The sequence below is a fragment of the Azospirillum sp. CT11-132 genome (assembly GCF_047302835.1).
In the GTDB taxonomy this organism is placed as follows: Bacteria; Pseudomonadota; Alphaproteobacteria; order Azospirillales; family Azospirillaceae; genus Azospirillum.
In genome coordinates this window covers 695,377-716,827 of the sequence record NZ_JBGLZA010000003.1, presented here as the reverse complement: position 1 = coordinate 716,827, position 21,451 = coordinate 695,377, and the positions used below count along the sequence as shown (strand labels likewise).

General features: G+C 68.2%; 20 protein-coding genes. 5 read left to right on the top strand and 15 right to left on the bottom strand.

Going from position 1 to position 21,451, the window contains the following annotated elements:
- Positions 1 to 3: 3 nt before the first annotated feature.
- Positions 4 to 471 carry a helix-turn-helix domain-containing protein gene (locus ACCD06_RS09185; RefSeq protein ID WP_085089280.1) on the top strand — a complete coding sequence of 156 codons (468 nt, stop codon included), beginning with the start codon at positions 4 to 6 and terminating at the stop codon, positions 469 to 471.
- Here ACCD06_RS09185 and ACCD06_RS09180 read toward each other — a convergent pair.
- Genes ACCD06_RS09180 through ACCD06_RS09160 form a run of 5 tightly spaced genes read right to left on the bottom strand, consistent with a single transcriptional unit; the run spans position 381 to position 5,482 of the window.
- Positions 381 to 1,427: a glycosyltransferase family 2 protein gene (locus tag ACCD06_RS09180; RefSeq protein ID WP_413340201.1), complete on the bottom strand. Its 1,047-nt coding sequence runs from the start codon at positions 1,425 to 1,427 to the stop codon at positions 381 to 383. The two genes, ACCD06_RS09185 and ACCD06_RS09180, sit on opposite strands and share 91 nt — an antisense overlap.
- Positions 1,424 to 2,425: a hypothetical protein gene (locus ACCD06_RS09175; protein WP_413340199.1), complete on the bottom strand. Its 1,002-nt coding sequence runs from the start codon at positions 2,423 to 2,425 to the stop codon at positions 1,424 to 1,426. Before ACCD06_RS09175 ends, ACCD06_RS09180 begins: the two co-directional genes overlap by 4 nt.
- Positions 2,418 to 3,659, bottom strand: a complete 1,242-nt coding sequence (locus ACCD06_RS09170; RefSeq protein ID WP_413340197.1) for a glycosyltransferase family 4 protein — start codon at positions 3,657 to 3,659, stop codon at positions 2,418 to 2,420. Before ACCD06_RS09170 ends, ACCD06_RS09175 begins: the two co-directional genes overlap by 8 nt.
- Positions 3,660 to 3,702: 43 nt before the next feature.
- Positions 3,703 to 4,935: a hypothetical protein gene (locus ACCD06_RS09165; RefSeq protein WP_413340194.1), complete on the bottom strand. Its 1,233-nt coding sequence runs from the start codon at positions 4,933 to 4,935 to the stop codon at positions 3,703 to 3,705.
- 31 nt (positions 4,936 to 4,966) lie between these two features.
- Positions 4,967 to 5,482: a hypothetical protein gene (locus ACCD06_RS09160; protein WP_109157717.1), complete on the bottom strand. Its 516-nt coding sequence runs from the start codon at positions 5,480 to 5,482 to the stop codon at positions 4,967 to 4,969.
- A gap of 368 nt (positions 5,483 to 5,850) precedes the next feature.
- Between ACCD06_RS09160 and hutG the strand changes: the two genes are divergently transcribed.
- Positions 5,851 to 6,675, top strand: a complete 825-nt coding sequence (hutG, locus tag ACCD06_RS09155; protein WP_413340192.1) for an N-formylglutamate deformylase — start codon at positions 5,851 to 5,853, stop codon at positions 6,673 to 6,675.
- Positions 6,676 to 6,784: 109 nt separating this feature from the next.
- Here the strand turns inward: hutG and ACCD06_RS09150 are convergent, their stop codons facing one another.
- The 7 genes from ACCD06_RS09150 to ACCD06_RS09120 form a co-directional block, all read right to left on the bottom strand.
- Positions 6,785 to 8,458 carry an ATP-binding protein gene (locus ACCD06_RS09150; RefSeq protein WP_247882729.1) on the bottom strand — a complete coding sequence of 558 codons (1,674 nt, stop codon included), beginning with the start codon at positions 8,456 to 8,458 and terminating at the stop codon, positions 6,785 to 6,787.
- Positions 8,459 to 8,967: 509 nt separating this feature from the next.
- Complete coding sequence (locus ACCD06_RS09145) at positions 8,968 to 9,450, bottom strand: MarR family winged helix-turn-helix transcriptional regulator (RefSeq protein ID WP_246194136.1); 483 nt, start codon at positions 9,448 to 9,450, stop codon at positions 8,968 to 8,970.
- 239 nt (positions 9,451 to 9,689) lie between these two features.
- The gene (locus ACCD06_RS09140; RefSeq protein WP_413340189.1) at positions 9,690 to 10,469 is read right to left on the bottom strand and encodes an SDR family oxidoreductase; all 780 of its coding nucleotides are present in this window, start codon (positions 10,467 to 10,469) and stop codon (positions 9,690 to 9,692) included.
- A gap of 22 nt (positions 10,470 to 10,491) precedes the next feature.
- Entirely contained in the window at positions 10,492 to 11,214 is a 723-nt protein-coding gene (locus tag ACCD06_RS09135; RefSeq protein WP_109154003.1) for an HdaA/DnaA family protein, read from the bottom strand.
- 13 nt (positions 11,215 to 11,227) lie between these two features.
- Positions 11,228 to 12,295, bottom strand: coding sequence for an AI-2E family transporter (locus tag ACCD06_RS09130; RefSeq protein ID WP_109157720.1), 1,068 nt, complete (start codon positions 12,293 to 12,295; stop codon positions 11,228 to 11,230).
- Entirely contained in the window at positions 12,292 to 12,852 is a 561-nt protein-coding gene (locus tag ACCD06_RS09125; RefSeq protein WP_109157721.1) for a CDP-alcohol phosphatidyltransferase family protein, read from the bottom strand. Before ACCD06_RS09125 ends, ACCD06_RS09130 begins: the two co-directional genes overlap by 4 nt.
- Positions 12,849 to 14,222, bottom strand: coding sequence for a DUF2066 domain-containing protein (locus ACCD06_RS09120; protein ID WP_413340187.1), 1,374 nt, complete (start codon positions 14,220 to 14,222; stop codon positions 12,849 to 12,851). Before ACCD06_RS09120 ends, ACCD06_RS09125 begins: the two co-directional genes overlap by 4 nt.
- 97 nt (positions 14,223 to 14,319) lie before the next feature.
- Here ACCD06_RS09120 and purM point away from each other — a divergent pair, with 97 nt between their 5' ends.
- The 3 genes from purM (at position 14,320) to ACCD06_RS09105 (ending at position 16,327) form a co-directional block, all read left to right on the top strand.
- Positions 14,320 to 15,381 (top strand): phosphoribosylformylglycinamidine cyclo-ligase, encoded by a 1,062-nt coding sequence (gene purM, locus ACCD06_RS09115; protein WP_136705525.1) that lies wholly within the window; start codon positions 14,320 to 14,322, stop codon positions 15,379 to 15,381.
- Between the two features lie 23 nt (positions 15,382 to 15,404).
- Positions 15,405 to 16,058, top strand: coding sequence for a phosphoribosylglycinamide formyltransferase (purN, locus tag ACCD06_RS09110; RefSeq protein WP_413340184.1), 654 nt, complete (start codon positions 15,405 to 15,407; stop codon positions 16,056 to 16,058).
- Positions 16,059 to 16,183: 125 nt separating this feature from the next.
- On the top strand, positions 16,184 to 16,327 hold the full coding sequence (locus tag ACCD06_RS09105) for a hypothetical protein (RefSeq protein WP_413340182.1): 144 nt from the start codon (positions 16,184 to 16,186) through the stop codon (positions 16,325 to 16,327).
- A gap of 221 nt (positions 16,328 to 16,548) precedes the next feature.
- Here the strand turns inward: ACCD06_RS09105 and ACCD06_RS09100 are convergent, their stop codons facing one another.
- From ACCD06_RS09100 to ACCD06_RS09090, 3 genes are all read right to left on the bottom strand, one after another.
- The gene (locus tag ACCD06_RS09100) at positions 16,549 to 19,197 is read right to left on the bottom strand and encodes a valine--tRNA ligase (protein WP_413340180.1); all 2,649 of its coding nucleotides are present in this window, start codon (positions 19,195 to 19,197) and stop codon (positions 16,549 to 16,551) included.
- 67 nt (positions 19,198 to 19,264) lie between these two features.
- The gene (locus ACCD06_RS09095) at positions 19,265 to 19,921 is read right to left on the bottom strand and encodes a DUF2497 domain-containing protein (protein WP_413340179.1); all 657 of its coding nucleotides are present in this window, start codon (positions 19,919 to 19,921) and stop codon (positions 19,265 to 19,267) included.
- Positions 19,922 to 20,047: 126 nt separating this feature from the next.
- Positions 20,048 to 21,451 (bottom strand): TolC family outer membrane protein, encoded by a 1,404-nt coding sequence (locus tag ACCD06_RS09090; protein ID WP_109155588.1) that lies wholly within the window; start codon positions 21,449 to 21,451, stop codon positions 20,048 to 20,050.

Here is a 21,451-nt window from a genome sequence, read left to right as displayed (position 1 = left end):
CTTATGAGCGCGACCAAGACCAAACTCGCCCCCGCCCACACCCTGTCGCGCCGCGGCGAAGGTCCCAACCCTATCGACATCCATGTCGGCGCCCGCCTGCGGCTTCGCCGCACCCTGCTCGGCCTGAGTCAGGAAAAACTGGGCGAGGCGGTCGGGATCACCTTCCAGCAGCTGCAGAAGTACGAGCGCGGGTCGAACCGCATCAGCGCCAGCCGCCTCTACAATCTTTCGCAGGTGCTGGGCGTGCCGGTCAGCTACTTCTTCGACGACATGCCGTCGCCTGACCAGATCACCGCCGAATCCCCTGCCGAGAGCATGAGCGAGACGGACGAATTCGAATCGATGGCGCGCCGCGAAACGCTGGAACTGGTCCGGGCCTATTACCGGATCGAGGATCCGGGCGTGCGCAAGCGCACCTTCGACCTGCTGAAGGCACTGGGCGGCGACCGCATCGCATTGCTCGAGGAGTAAGGATCGCCCACCGGTCGCATGATCGGTGGATTTTCAGGATAGGTATCGACCGCCGGGAAGCGGGCTGACGCCTCCCGCGCCTGTGCGGCCGACCGCATCTTGAACCCGACCTGCCAATAGTAGAACGCGCGCGCCAGCGCGTGATCGAGCCCCGCTGCGCCATCGAGAAACCCCAGGCGCAGCACATAGGCATGCAGGAAGGCCCAGAGCGGCCGGCCGGGCAGTCGCTGGAACAGCCGCTTCTGCGTCCGCCGGCCCGCGATTCCGCACATGCGCTTGGAAAGAGCGGGGGCGATGTCCGGCTCGCCGTCGATCAGCCGCTCCATCCGGCCGTCGGCGCGCAAGGCCGCCTCCCAGTCGGAATAGCGGTTGTGACGGTCGAACCAAGCCGAGAGCGGCTTGGCGTCGTCATGGTCCATCGGCTGGCGCAGCCGGCCGGTCGTGCCGGCGACCTCCGGCTGGTAATGCCCCTCGACCTCCCACATGGAGGCGACATCCAGATCGGGCTGTTCGGGAAAACGCACGCGCCGGCGGTCCAGCAGGGCGAGCTTGCGGTTCCAGCAGCCGAACCGCAGCGGCCGGCCACGGACGACCGGCCGGCCGTCGATCCAATAGGCGGCATGGCTGGGTCCGTCGGCTGAGGATCCCGCCATCAGGCGGCCAATCTCCTCCACCAATTCCGCCGTCGGCCGTTCATCGGCATCGACAAAAAGAACCCAGTCATGGGCGAAGGGCAGAGTGTTCAGGCACCACTGCTTCTTCTTGGGATAACGGCCGTTCCAACGGAAAGGAACCAGCTGCGCACCGTGGGATAGGGCGATGTCCGGCGTTCCGTCGCCGCTGCCGCTGTCGACCACGAAGCACTCGGCAAAACGGGCGAGCGACGGCAGGCAGACGGGCAGGTTCGCCGCCTCGTCGCGCGTCATCACGACCACAGATACCGGAATGGCTGTCATGGCACCGCCTCCACGCCGATGCCATGGTCCTTCAGCGCGTGGCGCGCCGACAGGCCGAAGGCGGCGGCGATCAGCCCGACCAATCCGGCCAGCGGCACCACGACGGCCGGATTGGGCCAGTCCGGCAGCGCGCCGGTGGTCGGCGGCTGGATCAGGTCGGCGGCAAAGGGCAGGTCAACGCCGATCATCATCGCCACCCGCTCCTGGTCGAGCAGCAGGTCGCTCAGGGCCTGCCGGTGCTCCGCCACGGTGACGGCGCCAAGGCGGAGCTTGATGTGGGCGATCTGCGCGGCGCTGCGCCGGGCCGCCTCCGCCCGCAGATGGGCGTCGGTTGCCGCGGCGATCCGCCCCAGAAGATCGACCGCCGTCTCCCCGTCGGCATGACGGAAGGTTATGCGCCGCATCGGCCCCGACCGCAGCATGTCGACCACCAGCCGGTCGCGCAGGGCGCGCGCCACGCGGTCGCCGTCCGGCTCCACCCAATCCTCGCGCCCGACCAGCGCCAGCAGCCCCCGCTTCACCATCGGCAGCAGCCCCGGCGGCGATCGCCAGCGCCCCGCCTCCGCATCCCAGCGGTCGGGGAACAGGGCACGCAGGATGTCGGGATCGCGCGCCAGACGCTCGGCAACAGGGCCCGACCCGAACAGTTCCAGATAGCGGGCGAAGTCCGACAGCGATTCGTCACCCGCCCCCGGTTCGGCGACGCCGGCGGAATCCCGGCCGCTCAGCGTCGGCACCCGGGCGCCCATCGCGGCCGATCCGACCCGCGCCGTCGGCCCGATGACCATCGCCGCGGTATAGGCAGGAGTCACCGTCCACAGGCCCGCAATCGCCAGCGCCAGCCCGCCCAGCCAGCCGGCCAGCAGCCAGCGCCACCCCGTCTGCAAGGTACGAACGAAGGCGCGCAGGTCACCCTCTGCGCCCGATTGGGGCAGGACCAGGGTCAAGGCCTCCGGCTGGGGCGGAGGGTGGGTTGGTGAGATGACGCCGTCAGGCATGGGGCAGCGGCCTTCCCATCACCGGCCGGGCAAGCCTGCGTTCCGCCACGAGGCGTTCGGCCAGTCCGGCGAAGGCCGCGGCAGCCCTGTCTGCGGTCCAGGCGGCGGATAGCCGGACCGCACGCTCACCCTCCGCCGCGCACCGGCCGGGATCGGCGGCATAGGCGCGGACCGCATCGGCGATGGCCGGACCGTCGAACGGGTCGATCACCAGACCGCAGCCCTCGACCCGTGCCGCCGCCTCGCTCCCGGCCGGCCCCAGGAACAGGCAGGGCCGCCCCGCCGCCTGCACCCCGGCCAGCTTGCTCGGCACCAGCATCCCCTCCGCCGCCGGGTCCATCGACACCAGATGCAGATCGGCGGCGGACAGGCACTCCGCCAGCCGCTCGGCCGGCTGCCAGGAAAGCCGCCGCAGGTTGCGCAAACCTCGATCGCGCGCGGCCTCTTCCACCGCGGCAAATCCCTTTCCCTCGCCGACCAGCAGGAAAAGCACGGCGGGATCGCTGTCCTGCAGCCGGGCCGCGGCCTCCAGAACGCCTTGCATCGGATGGGCAAGCCCAAGCGTCCCGGAATAGACGACCAGGAAACGGCCGTCGCCCTCCTCCAGGCCCAGCGACCGGCGGAAGTCGTTTTCTTCCTTCGGCAGCGGGCGGATCGCCGGATCGGGCCAATTCGGCAGCAGAGTCATCCGGTCAGCCGGTACACCCGCCGCCAGGATGCGATCGCGCATGCAGCGCCCGATGGCGACCACCCCGCTATGCCGGCGCAGGGCGCGCGTCATGCCATGGCCGGCCATTCGCCGGAGGATCGCCGGCATCCGCACCCCCAGCACCGGCAGCAGGTCCGGGTACAGGTCCTGGCACCAGTGCAGCGACGCCGCCCCATGCCGGGCGGCCAGAACCGGACCGGCCAGCGCCAGCAGCGGCGGATCGGTCATCGTCACCACCAGGTCGTGGCGCGGCAGGCGCAAGGCCCGGCCGGTCAGCCGGCACAACGAATCGAGATAGGCGCGCGCGTCCGGCCTCTCCCCTGCCGCGACCACGCCGCCGGTGCGGCAAAGCGTGACGCCGGCCGGCGCGCGGCAGTCCGTCCACACCCCGTCCGCGACCACCGTTACCCGCCAGCCTGCAGCCGCCAAACGGCCGGAAAGGTCCGACAGGCAACGGCCGGTGGCCCCGCGGTCCGGCGGGAACACCCGGTTGACGAACAGGATGGACGGCGGATCGAACGTCACGGCGCACCGATGCGGGAATTGCACGCGAAAGTATGCAGATCCACTAAGTTTCCGACAACCCTTTCCTGCGCTCCGCCGCCACAAGCATCAGCGACAGGATGACGCCGGTATCGAGATACTTGAAGCTGGTATGGAGGCAGAGCGCCATCAGCAGGGGCGGCACCACCGCAAGGGCCAGTGGCGGATCGGTCGTCAGCAGCCGGCACCAGGGCCGGACCAGCGCCGCCAGATAGGCCCCCAGCGCGATCATGCCGAAAAGCCCGGTCTTCAGCAGGCTGTAGCTGGCCAGCGTATGGGTGTAGCTGACCCGCCAGCCCCCCACCGCCGGGTTGGCGATCCGCGCGCCCCAGCCGTCGCCGAACAGCAGAGCCCAGGGCGTGGCGACGGCATGGTCGATCACCGCCGCGGCTTCCTCCCAGCGGGCGTTGATTCCGGTCAGCCGCGTCTTTTCAGCCGCCTGCTGCCAAGCGCCGACCAGGGCATCGCCGCCGGCCATCGCCAGCAGGCCGAATCCCAGCAGCAGCGGCAACGCCAGCCACGGTCGCCGCCGCGCCCACCACAGGGCGGTCAGGGCGAGCGACAGCACCGCCAGCCCCAGCGCGGTGCGATGGACCGCGCCGGCGAGCGCGCCAAGGCAAAGTGCTCCACCGACGGCACAGGGAATCGCCGCCATCCAATACCGGATTCGCCCGCCCACCGCCACCAGCGACAGCGCGAGCGCCGGCAGCAGCACCGCGGCGAACAGAACCGACGGGGCATTGAGCAGATAGACGCCGCCATCGGCCATCGCCCGCCGTCCGATGGCGCCGAATCCCCAATCCGCCTGCCGCCACCAACGCAAGGCCAGCAGCAGCCCGGCCATCGCCAGCCCACCCGCCAGCGCGCGCACCGTCCGGTCTCCGCCGCTCCGCAGCGCCGGCACCAGAAGCGCGGGAAGGAACAGGAAGACCAGGGGCACGACGTCCCGCAGGATGTCGGCCGCCTCCCACCCCAGCGCAGCCCCGCGCAGCAGAGGCACCCACAGAAGCCAGGTGAACGCGGCGACCGCCACCGGCATCCAGCGCATATCCGACTGCCCGACGCCCGACGGCGTCCGCAGGGCATGACCGCTCGCCACCGCCAGCGGCCACTTCCAGCCGACGGCGGCCAGGATCAGAAGGCCGATGGACAGTTCGGCCCCGCGCAAAGCGGGCGGCGCAGGGACGCTGAGGCCGCCATAGAGCAGCATGGCCGCCGTCATCGACAGCGCGCCGAGGCTGCCGGCCGCCACCCTCACGGCCGATCTCCGGAACGCAGGCCTACAGAACTCAGGCCCAGCGCTGCTCTGCGCGGTCCAGACGGTAGAACAGCCCTTCCTGCGGACGCAGTCGCAGCGTGCCGGTCAGGGTCAGCGGTTCCCGCGTCGCCGGCAGGGCGATGGCGGTGTGGACATGCATCATGGTCGCCGGTCCGGGATTCTCGCAGGCGGGACACCCCATTGGATTGGCGGACAGGATGAAGCGGTTGTGGGTGGCGCCGTCGGTCAGCGGCACCATGAAGCCGCGAACGGTGACCGGCCGGCCGTCCAGCGCCGAAACCTTCGTGGGAAATTGCGGATTGCCGGCAAGGCCGCCGAACCGCACCGTGCCCAGATCGCGCCAGATCGCCGTGGTTTCGTCCAGCGGCAGGTGGAAGGGGCCCGCGGGATGGCTCGGCGCATCCGCCGATCCGGCGGCCCAAACGGCCCAGCCGGCAACGGGAGCGAGCGCAAGCGGCAACAGAATCTGGCGCCGGCCGGGCATGGCCGTGCCCAGGGCCGCACCAAAACGGGTGGCGGTGTTCATGGTCGCTTCTCCCCTGCTGCGTTGCTTCGTCACCGGGGCTGCGAAATCGGGGCGCCGTGTGCTGCGGAAGTCTCTTGTCCGGTCGCCAGGGAACAGCTTTGTCCGGTGCGGGGCGACGCCTTCTGCCGGGCGGTCGCCAATTGCGCGAAAGTCTCCGGCAAGCGCGGCCCGCGGTCAACCGGCAATTCGCTGGAACGCAAGCGGAATACTGGCGCGTTAGGACAGGTTTCCCGCGGCGCGCTATCCCGGCGCATTCAAAAAAACGCAATCTGTTTGACGGGGTGCGGCACCGCACTCCATAGTCCCAGCACTGGCCGTGCCGCACTGCACACAGTCCCGCGCAAGCCGTTCCGATGACGAGACGAGCCATGGAAACCTTTCGCTTCCAGCCGGGCGAAACCCCGGTCCTGCTCAGCATTCCGCATGTCGGGACGATGATTCCGCCGGACATCGCAGCCACGATGACGCCGGAAGGGCTGGCCCAGCCCGACGTCGACCGCCACTTGGATCGGTTGTACCACTTCGCCCCCGCGCTCGGAATCGGTTTCCTGACGGCGCTGTGTTCGCGTTACGTGGTGGATCTGAACCGCGACCCCGACGGTGTCATGGTGCAGCCGGGCCTCGACCCGACCGAAATCTGTCCGCTGACCACCTTCGACCATCAGCCGATCTATCAGCCGGAGCGGGAGCCCGACCGGGCGGAGGTCGACCGGCGGGTCGGCGCCTACTGGCGCCCCTATCACGAGCAGCTGCGCAGCGAGTTGCGTGCGCTCCGCGACCGATACGGCGTCGCCGTCCTGTTCGATGCCCATTCGGTGCGCAGCCGGGTCCCGCGCTTTTTCGACGACACTCTGCCCGACTTCAACCTGGGCACCGGCGACGGCAGCAGCAGCGCACAGCCGCTGGTCGTCCGGCTGATGAACGTGCTTTCGGCGTCGGAGCGCTATTCGGCCGCGCTGAACGGCCGCCTGCGCGGCGGCTTCATCATCCGCAGCTACGGCCAGCCGGAAGAGAACATCCACGCCATCCAGTTGGAACTGACCCAGTCCACCTATATGGACGAGGACGCGCCCTATCACTTCCGCCCTGATCTGGCGGCGGAGGTAAAGCCGTCGCTGGAGCGGCTGCTGAGCGTCGTCGTAGAGTGGGCGTGGCAGAAGGCCAGCGGACAGCGGCGTGCGGCGTTCCTGTAACCCCGCCCTCCTGTAACCCCGCCCACGACTCGGCCGTTCGCCCCTCACCAAAGAGTGGCCCATCCCCGTTGCCGGGGAAGGGCCGAAGGACGGCCTGATCGGGGATGGATCAGATCTGGCCGCGCTCGCTGGCCTGACGCATCAGGACATATTGGCGCATCATCTGGTTGCGGAAGCGGTAGCGTTCCAGTCCCGGTTCCACCACCGGGGCCAGGATGCCGCCATGGTCTTCCCGCGTCAGACGCTTCAGCAGGTCGAGCGTTGCGGCGCTCGGCAATTCGCCGCTGTCGCCCGCCAGATCGTTGGGATCGAACACGCCATAAGCATCGGCCGGGCACAGCGCCGCGGCCAGCAGTGCATCCTCTAGCTCGGCCCGACGGTCGGCGGCCAGCGCGCGGGCATAGCTTTCGACGATGCCGCGTTCGGCCTCCTGCAGGCAGCGGGCGACGGCATAGCCAAGATCCGGCCGTTCCACCAGCTTGCTGCCGCGGCTGACGGCGCTGCGCGCCGCATGCAGGCCCAGAAGCTGCGCGTAATAAGGCAGGCCGCGCACGAACTCGGCGATCCGCCGCACCACGTCGGCGGCAAACTCGATGCCGGCATTCTGCGCACCCGCCTGGATCAGGCGGCCGATCTCCTGATCGGTCATCAGCGGCAGATGCACCGGCACCAGGGAACGCTGGATCGACGGATGCTTGCCCAGCAGCTGGTCGAGATTCTCGGCGACGCCGACCACCAGCAACGTGACGGGGATCGAGCTGTCGGTCAGGTTCTTGAACAGCTCCGCCAGCTTGTTGCGGAAATCCTCGTCGGTGACGCGGTCATACTCGTCGAGGATCAGCAGCACATGGGTGGCGTGGATGCCCGACAGCACCTCGTTCAGCTCGGTGACGCTGAAGGCGCCCTCCGGCAGCAGCTCGTTGAAGCTGGCGAAGTTGCGCCGCGCCGCGAACGGGTTGTCGAGCGCCGAGCGGTAATAGGTCGAGGGGATCTTCTTCAGGAAGTGCCGGAAGATGTCCTCGAAGCTCAGCTCGCCGCTGCAGGTCAGCTTCAGCGACAGATAGCCCGCCTGCCCGGCGATCTTCTCGATCGCGTTGGCGACGGAGGTCTTACCGCGGCCGCGGTCGCCATAGAGGATGACGTGCGCCCGCTCCTCCTCGATGGCCGAAATGATGCGGCGCAGGGTGTCGTTGCGGCCGATGAACAGGCCGTTCAGCTGCTGCTTCGGCCTGGTCGGGGTGAAGGCTTCGCGCAGAAGGCCGTTCAGCTCCGGCGTCAGGCCCTTCAGCATCGCCGGCGCGTTGGCGCCTCCGTTGGCCCCGAAGCCGCCGCGGTAACCGCCGTTGACCGACATGGTGAAGCGCGGCAGGTCGTGCTCGCCGTCGGCATCATGGCCGCCGGGCTGCGGGAACATATGGCCGCGGCGGTCGCCGGTGGCCTCGTTGTCGATGACATCGGGCAGACGCGGAGCGGCAGGACCGCGCATCGCCTCGAACCCTGCCCGGCCACCGATAGGCCCACCGACAGGATTGCCACCCGCATTCCCATCGACCGGACGCAGATGGAGCCCGCCCGGCCGTCCCGGCGCGTTGGAAAAGCCGCCGGCTCCCGGTCCGTTCATGCTGCCATTCATACCGCCGGCCATGCCGGGTCCGCCGGTCAGCGGACCGGACCCGAGTCCCCCGCCGGTGATGCCCGGACTACCCAGGCCGGCAGCGCCGGCGGCCGGCAGCCGCTCGTCCGCCACAGCGGCCGAGCGACGCTTTCGAAAGAAATTCCGCATCCGTCCCAATCCCCACGCGTTGTCGGCGTTCGCGGAACCGGCCCCCTTTCGGCTTCTCTGGTGGGCCAGGGACGGTTCCGCGTGTTCCCGATGTAAGCGCTGCGCCGGCCGGGGTGGGCTGGGATTTCGGATATAATACCGACGCGGCATCCCTCGTTCGGAGACCTCTTCCGAAGGGCTCCACCGCCCCGCCCTGCCCCAGACCGCATATTGGGCGCCTCGACGGTCATCACCCGATCAGGATCGGTCCGACCGTGGCCCAGCCATAGAGCACCGCCAGGAACAGGGCGAGAGTCACGCACTCACGCAGGAAAGCCAAAACCGACATGCCACCCTCCATTGTTCGCGTCTTGTTCTGATAGAGCTACCAGAACGGACGCGGAACGGCAACTGCACAGTTCCGTCTATGTTCTCGTTACGGACTCAGGTGTTCCATTCCGGACACAGATCGAACGGACAGGCGGTCAGAAAGTTACGTGTCGAATGCGTGGAGTTTAACGCTTGGAGTTTCAGGCCGGATCGGCGTCGTCGTAGCGGATCAGGTCGGTCCAGGCGCGTTCCAGCCGCCGCAGCGTGCGATAGGTGGTTTCGAAATCGGCGCCGTCGCTGTCGGTGCGCAGCAGACTGTCGGCGCGCATCGCTTCCAGCTTCTTCAGCGCCTCGCAGGTCGCGAGCCCCTGGTCGGACAGCTTGAGCCGGGCAGCCCGGCGGTCGCGCTGGGACGGGCTGCGGTCGACATAGCCCGCCTCCACCAGATGCTTCAGATTGTAGGAGGCGTTGGAGCCCAGGTAATAGCCGCGCTCCAGCAGATCACGGACTGACAGTTCCTCGGTGCCGATGTGCAGCAGCATCAGCGCCTGCGTCGGGCTGAGGTCGGTCACGCCGATGCGGGCCAGTTCCATCCGAAGCACGTCGAGGAAGCGTCGGGTGATGCTTTCCATGACGCGGCCAAGGTCGGTGTAGACCGCGGGGGCCGCCACACTCTGCTGCATGCTCATCATTCCTGTGCCAGTGGCTTGCAAAGCACCAGTGCTTTGCAAACGCCGTTATCCGGTCGGCGCAGCACAGTCCGTGCCTGCCGATCGGCGGACCGGGGAAAGGGTGCCGCGACACCCCTTCCCGTCGCCGTTTCTTAATGGCCTGTGACGATGGGCGGATTTTGTAGCGAATTGGAGGGACAAACTTGAGACGCGGGGGTGTTCCGCCCCCGCCGCCTGCAATAACCGGCAGATTACATGGTGCCGGGAAAGGCTCCGCCATCCAGAAGAATGTTCTGCCCAGTCATGAAACCGGACTGGGCGGCACAGAGAAAGGCACAGGCGGCCCCGAATTCCTCCGGATCGCCGAATCGGCCGGACGGGTTCGTCTTGCGGCGCAAATCCATCTCTTCGTCAATGCTGCGGCCGGCGGCCTTGGCGCCACCCTCCATGGTCTTGCGCAGACGGTCGGTCTCGAACGGGCCGGGCAGCAGGTTGTTGATGGTGACGTTGTGCTTCACCGTCTGCCGCGACAGGCCGGCGACGAAGCCGGTCAGGCCGGTGCGCGCGCCGTTCGACAGACCGAGAATCGGGATCGGCGCCTTCACCGCGGCGGAGGTGATGTTGACGATCCGGCCAAAGCGGCGGGCGATCATGCCGTCCACCGTCGCCTTGATCAGGAAGATCGGCGCCAGCATGTTGGCGTCCAGCGCGCGAATCCAGTCTTCGCGGTCCCAATCGTGGAAATCGCCCGGCGGCGGACCCCCGGCATTGTTGACCAGGATGTCCGGTTCCGGGCAAGCGGCCAGCGCCGCAGCCCGCCCCTCTTCCGTCGCGATGTCGCCGGGGGCGGTGGTGACGGTGACGCCGGTGGCCTTGCGGATCTCCTCGGCGGTCGCCTCCAGAGCCTCGGCATTGCGGGCGGTCAGGGTGACGTGAACGCCCTCGCGGGCCAGTGCGAAGGCGCAGGCGCGGCCCAGCCCCTTGCTGGCGGCGCAGACGATGGCTCGGCGGCCGGCGATACCCAAATCCATGGTCGTCTCTTCCCTTTTTGAATCAGAGGGTCGTTTTGGAACCGGATCGTTGCGGTTCCGTCCGTTGCAGATCCGAAAGGACTTCGCGCGCCAGCGGCACGGTCACGCCACGATGGGCCGCCAGCGAGGCATGGTCCAGCGCCGCCACCAGTCGGCGGGCGAAATCCAGCGACCGTTCCATCCGCGCCAGCAGATAGGTGATGACCTCCATCCCCGGCCGCAGCTGGCGGTCGGCGAACAGCTTGACCAGCACCGCGGCCAGCAGCGCGTCGTCGGGCGGCCGGACCTCCACCGCCGGTGCGCCCTTGATGCGCGAGCGCAGGTCGGGCAGCCGGGTGCGCCAGCGCGACGGCGCCTTGCGCGACAGCAGAAGCAGATGGCCCTGCTGTTCGCGCGCGAGGTTGTAGAGGTGGAACAGCGCCTCTTCCCGCTCGGGCTTGCCGGCGACCATGTCGGCATCCTCGACGACCACGGCGTTGGCGGGAGCCAGCAGGGACGGCACCACGCCCGAATCGAGGGCATCGCCGCGGGTCACCACCGCGTGGCTGCGGGCGCGCCAGACCTGGGACAGATGGGTCTTGCCGCAACCGGCCGGGCCGAACAGGGTCAGCGCCGGGGCCGGCCAGGACGGCCAGCGGTCCAGCCACGCCACGGCGTCGGCGTTGCTGGACGCCACGAGGAAATCCTCGCAGCCCATTGCAGTCCGGTGCCCGAGGTCGAGCGGTATCTGCGCCGGCAAGCTCATGCGGACACACCCATCAGCGTTCCGCGTCGGTGCCGCGGTAGTACGGGCTTGAGAGATACTGTCGCAATGCGAAGCGGGTCAACACGCCGATCACCGCGGCCACCGGCACCGCCAGCAACACGCCGACGAAGCCGAACAGGCTGCCGCCGGCCAGCAGGGCGAACATCACCCAGACCGCATGCAGCCCGACCTTGTCGCCCACCAGCTTCGGCGTCAGGACATTGCCTTCCACCGCCTGCCCGAACAGGAAAATGCCGACCACGATGGCGACGCGCCAGAACTCGTCGAACTGCAGCAGGGCAAGGCCGGTGCTGGCGACGAAGCCGAACAGGGTGCCGACATAGGGGATGAAGGACAGCAGACCGGCCATCAGACCGATCACCAGCCCGAAGTCCAGCCCGGCCGCCGACAGCGCCAGCGCATAGAAGACGCCCAGCACGACGCAGACCGTCGCCTGCCCGCGTACGAAACCCGACAGGGTGACGTTCACCTCGCGCGCCTGCTCGCGCACCGTCTCGGCATGCTGGCGCGGCAGCCACGAATCGACCTTGCCCACCATCAGGTCCCAATCGCGCATCATATAGAAGGCGACGACGGGCGTGATGAACATCAGGGTGACGATGTCGAACAGTGCCAGGCCACCCGACAGAATGCGGGTGACGACGCGTCCGACCAGCCCCGCCACCTCCCCGGCATAGGTGCCGGCGGCGGCGCGCAGCCGCTCGACATCGTCGGCGGGCAGGCGGTGGATAAAGCGATTCAGGGCCGGGATCAGCCGCTCCTTCACCAGTGTCGCATAGGTCGGCAGCACCTCCAGCAGGTGGGAGACCTGCCCCTGCACCAGCGGCAGCAGCAGCAGCGCCACCAGCACCATGACCAGAACGAATCCCAGCAGCACCAGCGTGGTGCCGAGCCAGCGCGGCAGCCCCGCCGCCTCCAGCCGGTCGACCGCGGGGTCGAGCAGATAGGCGATGGCCAGCCCGACCACGAAGGGCAGCAGCATGTCCGACAGCAGCCAGAGCGCCAGGACGAACAGCCCCAGCCCGATCAGCCAGAAGCGGAGCTGCTTGGCCGCCGTCACGGAACGCCGCCGAGCCGGTTGAACAGCAAGGCGCCGCGCCGCGCGTACAGCAGACCCGACAGCACCGTCGTCACCGTACAGGCGTACACCAGCACATCGACCAGCGCCCAGCCATACAGGTGGATGTCCGGCAATCCCAGCGCCGGCGGCGCCAGAATCGCCGCGGCCAGCGCGATCTGCACCACCGTGTTCACCTTGCTGATGTAGAGCGGCTGCATCGCCAGCGTCTCCTTCAGCGTGAACAGCAGGATGACGCCGCCGATGATCATGATGTCGCGGAACACCACCATCATCGCCAGCCACAGCGGGATCGCGCCGACCCAGGCCAGCGCCACATACACCCCGACGATCAGCGCCTTGTCGGCCAACGGATCGAGATAACCGCCCAGCACCGTGCGCGCGCGGAACATGCGGGCGATGGCGCCGTCCAGCGCATCGGACAGACCGGCGGCGACGAACAGGGCGAAGGCCCACTCCATGTTGCCGATCAGGATCATGTACATCGCGGCCGGAACCGCCACGATGCGCAGGAACGTGATGATGTTGGGAACGCTCACGGCTGGCTCTTGGCCGGCAGCGTGCCCAGGTTGCGCGGCGGGGCGCCCATTGCGGCCGGAGCACCGGCGCCCATATTGCCGGCGCCCATCGGCGCCGACGGCGCCAGCGAGGTCGGCGACGCCATCGGCGAGGCCGCGGAAGGAACCGCACCGGCCGACGCCGCACCCGACCCGCGCGGCAGCAGGGTCAGCTGCCAGTCGGCCGACTGCACCGGCAGCGGCGCCCCCGGATAGGCCGGCGGATAGCCGGCGGGCGCGGCGGCCGACCGCGCGAATCCGAGATCCTGGCGGGCGAGCGCCTGGGCCAGCTGTTCGGGATCGCCGCGATAGGTCAGGGTGACGAGCGCCTCGTTGCGGCTGATCGACATCAGGCTGGTGCGGCTCACCGCGGGAACGGCGGACAGCCGCTTGCGCGTCTCCACCCAGTCGTTCACCGCGGTCAGCGGCACGCTGACGATGGTGTTCTGCTCCGGTCCGGTGGCGGTGGTGTGCTCGCGCCGCCACGAATCGTCGATCTGGGTGCCGACCGCCGCGACCGCACGGTTCATCAGTTCGTCGGCACTGCCGCCGCCCTTCACCTGCACCGTCTGGTTCTCGCGGTTGCCGTCCAGCCCATAGCGGGTGACGTCCACCGTCAGGCCGCGCGCCGGGTCGGGACCGTTCGCCGGCATGTCGGTGCGGGCGACCACGACTCCGCCGGCCTTATAGGCCTGCGCGATGCGGGCGAGCGCCTCCGAATTGCCCGCGATCGCGTCCTCGCCGCTGATCGCCTGGGCATCGGAAAGCTCACCGTCCGGCACCACCAGCGGCACCAGCGAAGCGGCGGGCTGCCGCGCTTCCCAAGCCGCGCGCCAGGGGGTGCGGTCCTGCCACAGGATGACACGGCCGTCGCTCTGGGTCACCGGCAGGATGACGAAGGGGCGCGACGGCGGCTCGACATACTGGGTGGCGCCACCGCTCTGGCCGAGCGCGTCGCGCACCGCGTTGGGACGGAAGCGCACGGTGATGGCGCCGACATAGCGGGTGGCCGACACCTTCTCCTCGTCGATCTCGAAGCCCTGGACCATCCTGGCGATCTGGTTGTCCGACAGGCGCGGCGGATTGCCGCCGCCGGGCACCAGACGCCCGTACAGCTCAGCCCAGGCCTTGGCCTGCGCCTCGCGGATCGCCTGATCGCGGATGGTGGTCGGATTTCCGCCGCTGATGTCGACCTGCACGCCGGACACGGCGAAGGGATCGGCGGCGGACGAGACGGCGGCCGGCGGCGGGGAACCGGTCTGCGCCCCGGCCGGCCCGGTCATGGTCAGGACCAGAGCGGTGGACATGGCAGCAAGACCGGCGAGGAGCGGCGCGCGGCGGCGGTGGAGCATTGCAAAGCCTTCCGATTCGAGTATGTTCGGCCCGAGCCCAAGGCCCGGTATATAGCTCAGCCCAAGCGAGGATACCATCAGCACCCAGTCCTATAACATGTCCGACGCCTACAAGCAGGCCGGTGTGGACATCGATGCGGGCAACGCGCTTGTCGAAGCGATCAAGCCCCTTGCCCGCTCCACCGCGCGTTCAGGCTCCGACGCGGGCCTGGGCGGTTTCGGCGCCCTGTTCGATCTGCGCGCCGCCGGCTACCAGGATCCGCTTCTGGTCGCGACGACCGACGGCGTCGGCACCAAGCTGAAGGTGGCGATTCTCGCCAACCGTCACGACACGGTCGGCATCGACCTCGTCGCCATGTGCGTCAACGATCTGGTCGTGCAGGGCGCCGAGCCGCTGCTGTTCCTGGATTACTACGCCACCGGCAAGCTCGACGTGGCCGCCGGCCGCGACATCGTCGCCGGCATCGCCGAAGGCTGCCGTCAGGCCGGCTGCGCCCTGGTCGGCGGCGAGACCGCCGAGATGCCGGGCATGTATTCGGAAGGCGATTACGACCTCGCAGGTTTCTCCGTCGGTGCTGTGGAACGCCAGCATGCCCTGACCGGTTCCGCCGTGCAGGCGGGTGACGTGGTCCTCGGCCTCGCCTCCACCGGCGTGCATTCCAACGGTTATTCGCTGGTTCGCAAGCTGGTCGAGAAGTCGGGCCTCGGCTACGACGCCCCCTGCCCGTGGGACGAGTCGAAGACTCTGGGCGAGGCGCTGCTGACACCGACCCGCATCTATGTGAAGAGCACGCTGAAGGCGGTGCGCGCCGGCACGGTCCGTGCCATGGCCCACATCACCGGCGGCGGCCTGATCGAGAACATTCCGCGCGTCCTGCCGGACGGGCTGGGTGTCGTTCTCGACGCCTCGACCTGGACCCTGCCCCCCGTCTTCTCCTGGCTGATGAAGACCGGCGGCATCGCTCCCTACGAGATGGCGCGCACCTTCAACGTCGGCCTCGGCATGGTCGTCGTGGTTCCGGCCGACAAGGCGCAGGAGGCCATCGACATCCTTCGCGAGGGCGGCGAGACGGTCTACACCGTCGGCACCGTCACCGCGCTGAAGGACGGCGACGCCCGCGTGACCGTCAATGGCATGGACGCGGCCTGGACCGCGTAAGGGACGCCTAAGGATCCTTAGTAATGAGCAAGTTGAAGCTCGGCGTCCTGATCTCGGGGCGCGGCAGCAATCTGCAGGCGTTGATCGACGCCTGCGCCGCGTCCGATTTCCCGGCCGAGATCGCGCTGGTCCTGTCCAACAAGGCCGATGCCTTCGGTCTGGAGCGGGCGGCCAAGGCCGGCATCGCCACCGCGGTGGTCAGCCACCGCGACTATCCCGGCGACAAGCCGGCCTTCGAGGCTGCGATGGACGCCACCCTGCGCGAGTCGGGTGTCGAGTTGGTCTGTCTCGCCGGCTTCATGCGCCTGCTGTCGCCCTGGTTCGTCGGGCAGTGGCACAACGCGCTCATCAACATCCACCCGTCCCTGCTGCCCTCCTTCAAGGGGCTGGACACCCATCAGCGGGCGCTGGACACCGGCGTCCGCTTCCATGGCTGCACCGTCCATTATGTGCGGCCGGAGATGGACGAAGGCCCGATCATCGCCCAGGCCGCGGTTCCGGTCCTGCCCGACGACGACGCCCACAGCTTGGCCGAGCGCGTGCTGGAATCGGAGCATCGCCTTTATCCGCATGCCGTTCGTCTGATCGCCGAGGGCCGCGCCCGAGTCGACGGCGATCTGGTGCGGATCGACGGCCCGGTTCCGGAGCTTGCGGCCGTGGTGAACCCGCCGCTGTAAGCGCGTTCGTCCTTCCGATCATCCCTCTTCCGGCATAGTTGACGGTTCCGCTCGGAATCTGTTGCGTTTCCGTGCGCCCGCGTCAAAAATTGCGGGCAAAAGAAACTGTTGGAGGGTTGATCGATATGGTGGCCGTCAGTCCGAACCCGGTCAGTGAAGAGACCGTCCGCGCACATCAGGCGAACTGGATCGCCTTCACCAAATTCATGAAGCTCAGCATCGCCGGAGTCATCGCGGTGCTGGTGCTGCTGGCGATCTTTACGCTGTAACAGGCGAAGGTCGCTGTATAGCGGGGCAGTAAGCCCCCCCACCTAACCTCCCCCGCTGGGCGGGGGAGGAACTGCCGCCTTTTTCCCGTATCAGCACCAGTCCCCTCCCCCGCCCAGCTCTCGCACAAAGCTTCGCTTTGTGCTGACGCGGCAGGCGGACCGAAGGTCCGCTGAGAGCGGGGGAGGGTTAGGGTGGGGGCAAGTGTGTCTGCCCCACAAACTCACCCCGCCAGCATCTCCAGCGCCTTCTGCAGCTTGTCGCGGGCCTGGTCGGCGGCCTCGCGGCGGTCACGCTGCTCCTCAATCACCTCTTCCGGAGCCTTGGCGACGAACTGCTCGTTCGACAGCTTGGCGTCGATCTTCTTGATCTCGCCGGTCAGCTTGTCGATCTCCTTGGACAGCCGCGCCTTCTCCTTGTCGAGGTCGACAATACCTTCCAGCGGCAGCACCAGCGTGGTCTCGTCCAGCACCGCCTGAACGCTGCTCTTCGGCACGTCGCCCTGAAGCGGATCGACGCTCGACAGCCGGGCCATGCGCAGGATCAGGTCGCGGTGGGTGTCCAGCCGCTTCAGACTGACCGCGTTCGGATCCTTCAGCTTCAGCTCGATCTGCGCCGCCGGCGGGACGTTCATCTCCGACCGCATGGAGCGGACCGAGGAGATCAGCCGCACCACCCAATCCATCTCGTCGCGCGACGCCGGATCGATGACGTCTGCGGCGAACTCCGGCCATTCCGCCGAGATCAGGCGGTTGGCGCGGGCCGGCGACAGCTGCTCCCACAGCTCTTCGGTGATGAAGGGCATCAGCGGGTGCAGGATGTGCAGAATCTGGTCCAACACCCAGGCGGTGGTCGCCCGAGTCTCGGCCTTCGCCGCCTCGTCGGTCCCGGCCAGGATCGGCTTGGTGAACTCCATATACCAGTCGCAGAAGGTGCCCCAGGTGAACTGGTAGGCAGCGCCGGCGGCCTCGTTGAACTTGTAGGCGTCGATCGACTCGGCGACCTTCTTCGCCGCATCGGCCAGCGCGCCGACGATCCAGCGGTTGACCGTCTGCGTCAGCCCAACCGGCTTGTAGCCGGCGACCGGCTCACAGCCGTTCATCTGGCAATAGCGGGCGGCGTTCCACAGCTTGGTGGCGAAGTTGCGGTAGCCCTCGACCCGGTTCACCGCCAGCTTGATGTCGCGGCCCTGCGCCGCCATCGCCGACAGGGTGAAGCGCAACGCGTCGGTGCCGTACTGGTCGATGATCTCCAGCGGATCGATGACGTTGCCCTTCGACTTCGACATCTTCTGGCCCTTCTCGTCGCGGACGAGGGCGTGGATGTAGACGGTGCGGAAGGGAACGTCCTTCATGAAATGCAGGCCCATCATCATCATCCGGGCGACCCAGAAGAAGATGATGTCGAAGCCGGTCACCAGCACGTCGGTCGGGTAATAGCGGTCCAGTTCCGGCGTCTGGTCGGGCCAGCCGAGCGTCGAGAACGGCCACAGCGCCGACGAGAACCAGGTGTCGAGCACGTCGGCGTCGCGGGTCAGTTCGACGTCCTGGCCGTAATGCGTCTTGGCCGCAGCGCGCGCCTCCTCCTCCGTCTCCTCGACGAAGAAGGTGCCGTCCGGGCCGTACCAGGCCGGAATCTGATGGCCCCACCAGATCTGGCGGCTGATGCACCAGGGCTGGATGTTGCGCATCCATTCGAAATAGGTGTTCTCCCACTGCTTGGGCACGAACACCGTCTTGCCGGTCTCCACCGCCTCGATTGCCGGCTTGGCCAGGGTCGCGGCATCGACATACCACTGGTCGGTCAGCCACGGCTCGATAGCGACGCCGGAGCGGTCGCCGTGCGGGACCATGTGGGTGTGCGGCTCGATCTTCTCCAGAAGCTCCAGCGCTTCCAGCTCGGCGACGACCCGCTTGCGCGCCTCGTAGCGATCCAGCCCGCGATAGGCCTCGGGAACGTTGTCGTTCAGCCGGGCATCGCGGTCCATGATGTTGATCTGTTCGAGCCCGCAGCGCTTGCCGACCTCGAAGTCGTTGAAGTCATGGGCCGGCGTGATCTTCACCGCGCCCGAGCCGGTCTCCGGATCGGCATATTCGTCGCCGACGATCGGGATCAGCCGGCCGACCAGCGGCAGCCGGACCATCTTGCCGATCAGGTCCTTGTAGCGCTCATCCTCCGGGTGCACCGCGACGCCGGTATCGCCCAGCATGGTCTCCGGACGGGTGGTGGCGACCACGATGAAGCGGCCTTCCTCCCCGTCGATGGGGTAGCGGAAATGCCAGAGGTTGCCCTTGATCTCCTTCTGCTCGACCTCGAGGTCGGAGATCGCGGTGTGCAGCTTCGGGTCCCAGTTGACCAGCCGCTTGTCCTTGTAGATCAGGCCCTGGCGGTGCAGTTCGACGAACACCTTGCGGACGGCGCGGCTCAGCCCCTCGTCCATGGTGAAGCGCTCGCGCGGCCAGTCCGGCGAGGCGCCCAGGCGGCGCAGCTGACGGGTGATGGTGCCACCCGATTCGGCCTTCCATTCCCACACCTTGTCGATGAAGGCGTTGCGGCCGAAATCGTGACGGGTCTTGCCGTCCTTCGCGAGGTTGCGCTCCACCACCATCTGGGTGGCGATGCCGGCATGGTCGGTTCCCGGCTGCCACAGCGCATCGCGGCCGCGCATGCGGTTGTAGCGGGTCAGCACGTCCTGGATGGTGAAGGTCAGCGCATGGCCCATGTGCAGGCTGCCGGTTACGTTCGGCGGCGGCATCATGATGGTGTAGGGCTTGCCGTTCCCCTGCGGCTGGGCGGCGAAGGCGCCCGAATCTTCCCACAGGCGGTAGTGCTTCTCCTCGACCTCGGCGGGCCGGTACGTCTTTTCCAACATCACCACGAACTTTCGCTAGAAACGTCTCAACCGGGGCTCAAAAAAGCGGGGCACTAGAAAGACAGGATCAGAACTTCTGCGACCGCCGGATCATGCGGTCGATCTCCTGCTGGACCAGCCGCTCGACCACCGTCGGCAGATTCTCGTCCAGCCATTCCTTCAACAGCGGCTTCAACAGCTCGCGTACGACCTCTTCCACCGTGCGGATGCCGATGGGCATCGGGCCGATGGACAGGTCGTCGCCCAACTCGCGCGCCAGATGGGTCAGGTGGTGCGAGGCATCCTCCGCCGTCCGGCGGGAGATCAGCCCGTCGTCCGGATCGACCGTGCGGCGGCGCGGACGCGGCGGGGGCGGCGGCTCATCATCCTCGAACTCGTCGAACACCGGCGCCGGCCGCCGGGCGGCGGGGCGCGGCGGCGGCATCGGCTCGGGCTCCGGCTCGTCCCAACGGGGCGGCGGCGGAGGCGGCGACGGTTCCGGAAAAGCGGGTTCCTCCGGCCACGGATCGGGGTCCGGCTGGCCGAAGTCAGGCCGCTCGTCCGGCTCATCCTCCACCATCTGGGTCAGTTCCAGGACGTCGTCGTCCTCGTCCACCGGCGAGGGTGGCGGGGGCGGCGGAGGGGGAGGCGGCGGAGGAGGCGGCGAAGGCGCCTGGGTTTCCGACTTGGCAGGCTCGCCGTCCTCGGAAATGATCCGCCGGATGGAGGCGAGGATTTCCTCCATCGAAGGTTCTTGCTGGCCCTTATCGCTCATCGTGGCAACCCGAGACGTCAACCTGCCCCAAACCTAGGGCAGGGCTGGCAAAAAAGCCATAATACAAAAACGGCCCGCTTTCGCGGGCCGTCTCGTTCATTCGGTCACCGAAGTTCCGAACCACTTGCCCCGCGTCTTGTCGTAATTCGCTTGCGGGTCGTATTTCTGGACCGGCAGGTTGAGCCGGTCGGCGGTCAACTGTCCGCTGGACGCCAGAACATTGAAGGCCGCGACCATCTCGTCGTGCTGGGCACGGACCAGGAAGACGCGGGCGTTCAGCAGTTCCTGTTCCTGGTTCAGCACGTCGAGCACGGTGCGCGAGCCGACCTGCGCTTCCTGACGGACGCCTTCCAGGGCGATCTGCGCCGCCTTGATCTGCGCCGAGTAGGACTCGATGCTGGCACGCGCGGTCTGCAGGGCCTGCCACGCGCTGACCGCCGATTCGGTCACCTGACGGCGGGCCTCCTCGATCTGCAGGCGGGCCTGATTGGCCGTCTGCTTGGCCTCGCGGACCAGGGCTTCGGGCTGGCCGGCCTGATAGAGCGGGATGGTCACCTGGGCGGTGATCTGCGCGCTGTCGGAGCGGTTCAGGTCGATGCCGGAGGAGCGGCCGGGATCATAGGTGCGGTTGCCGGAGGCCGACAGGTTCACCGACGGCAGCAGACGGCCGTACTGCTGATCCACCGCCTCGCGCTGCGCCGCTTCGCTATAGGAGGCGGACAGGACGTTCGGGTTGTTGGCGCGGGCCAGCTCGACCAGCTCGTCCAGGTTCTTCGGCAGGCGGAAGGCCGGCTTCGGCGCCTTCAGCTCGCCGGGAGCGGCGCCGACCAGACGCTCGTAGGTCGCGCGGGAGGCGCGCAGCGTGCCTTCGGCCGAGATCTTGGAGGCGATGGCGGCCGACAGGCGCGACTCGGACTGGCTGACGTCGGTGCGGGTGTATTCGCCGACGCGGAAGCGGTCGCGGGCGGCGTCCAGCTGACGGCGCAGCACCTGTTCGTTGTTGGTCTGCAGCTGCAGGATGGCTTGGTTCTGGACGATGTCCAGGTAGGCCTGGGCGGCGGCCAGCAGCACCGACTGTTCCGACGCGATCAGGGTGGCGCGCTGCGCCTCGACCAGCCGTTCGGCGCGGCGGACGGCCGGGGCGACGGTGGCGTCGTAGATCGGCTGGGTGGCGGTGATGCCGACGCTTTTGGGATTGGCTTCGGATCCCGTCGAGCCGCCGTCATATTTGCTCTCGCCCGTCGAGCGCGAGATGCCGGCGGTCACGCGGGCCGTCGGACGGTAGCCGGACAGCGCCTGCGGCACGCCTTCGTCGACGGCACGCAGACGGGCGCGCTGGGCGCCGATGGTCGGGTTGTTGGCATAGGCCTGGGCGAGGGCCTGTTCCAGGGACTGCGCCTGGGCCGTACCACCGCCGGTCACTGCTGTGCCCATCGTGGCGGTCAGGGTCAGGGCCGTCGCCAGCAGCCAGCGGCGCGCAAAACGGCTTCGCACGGTCAT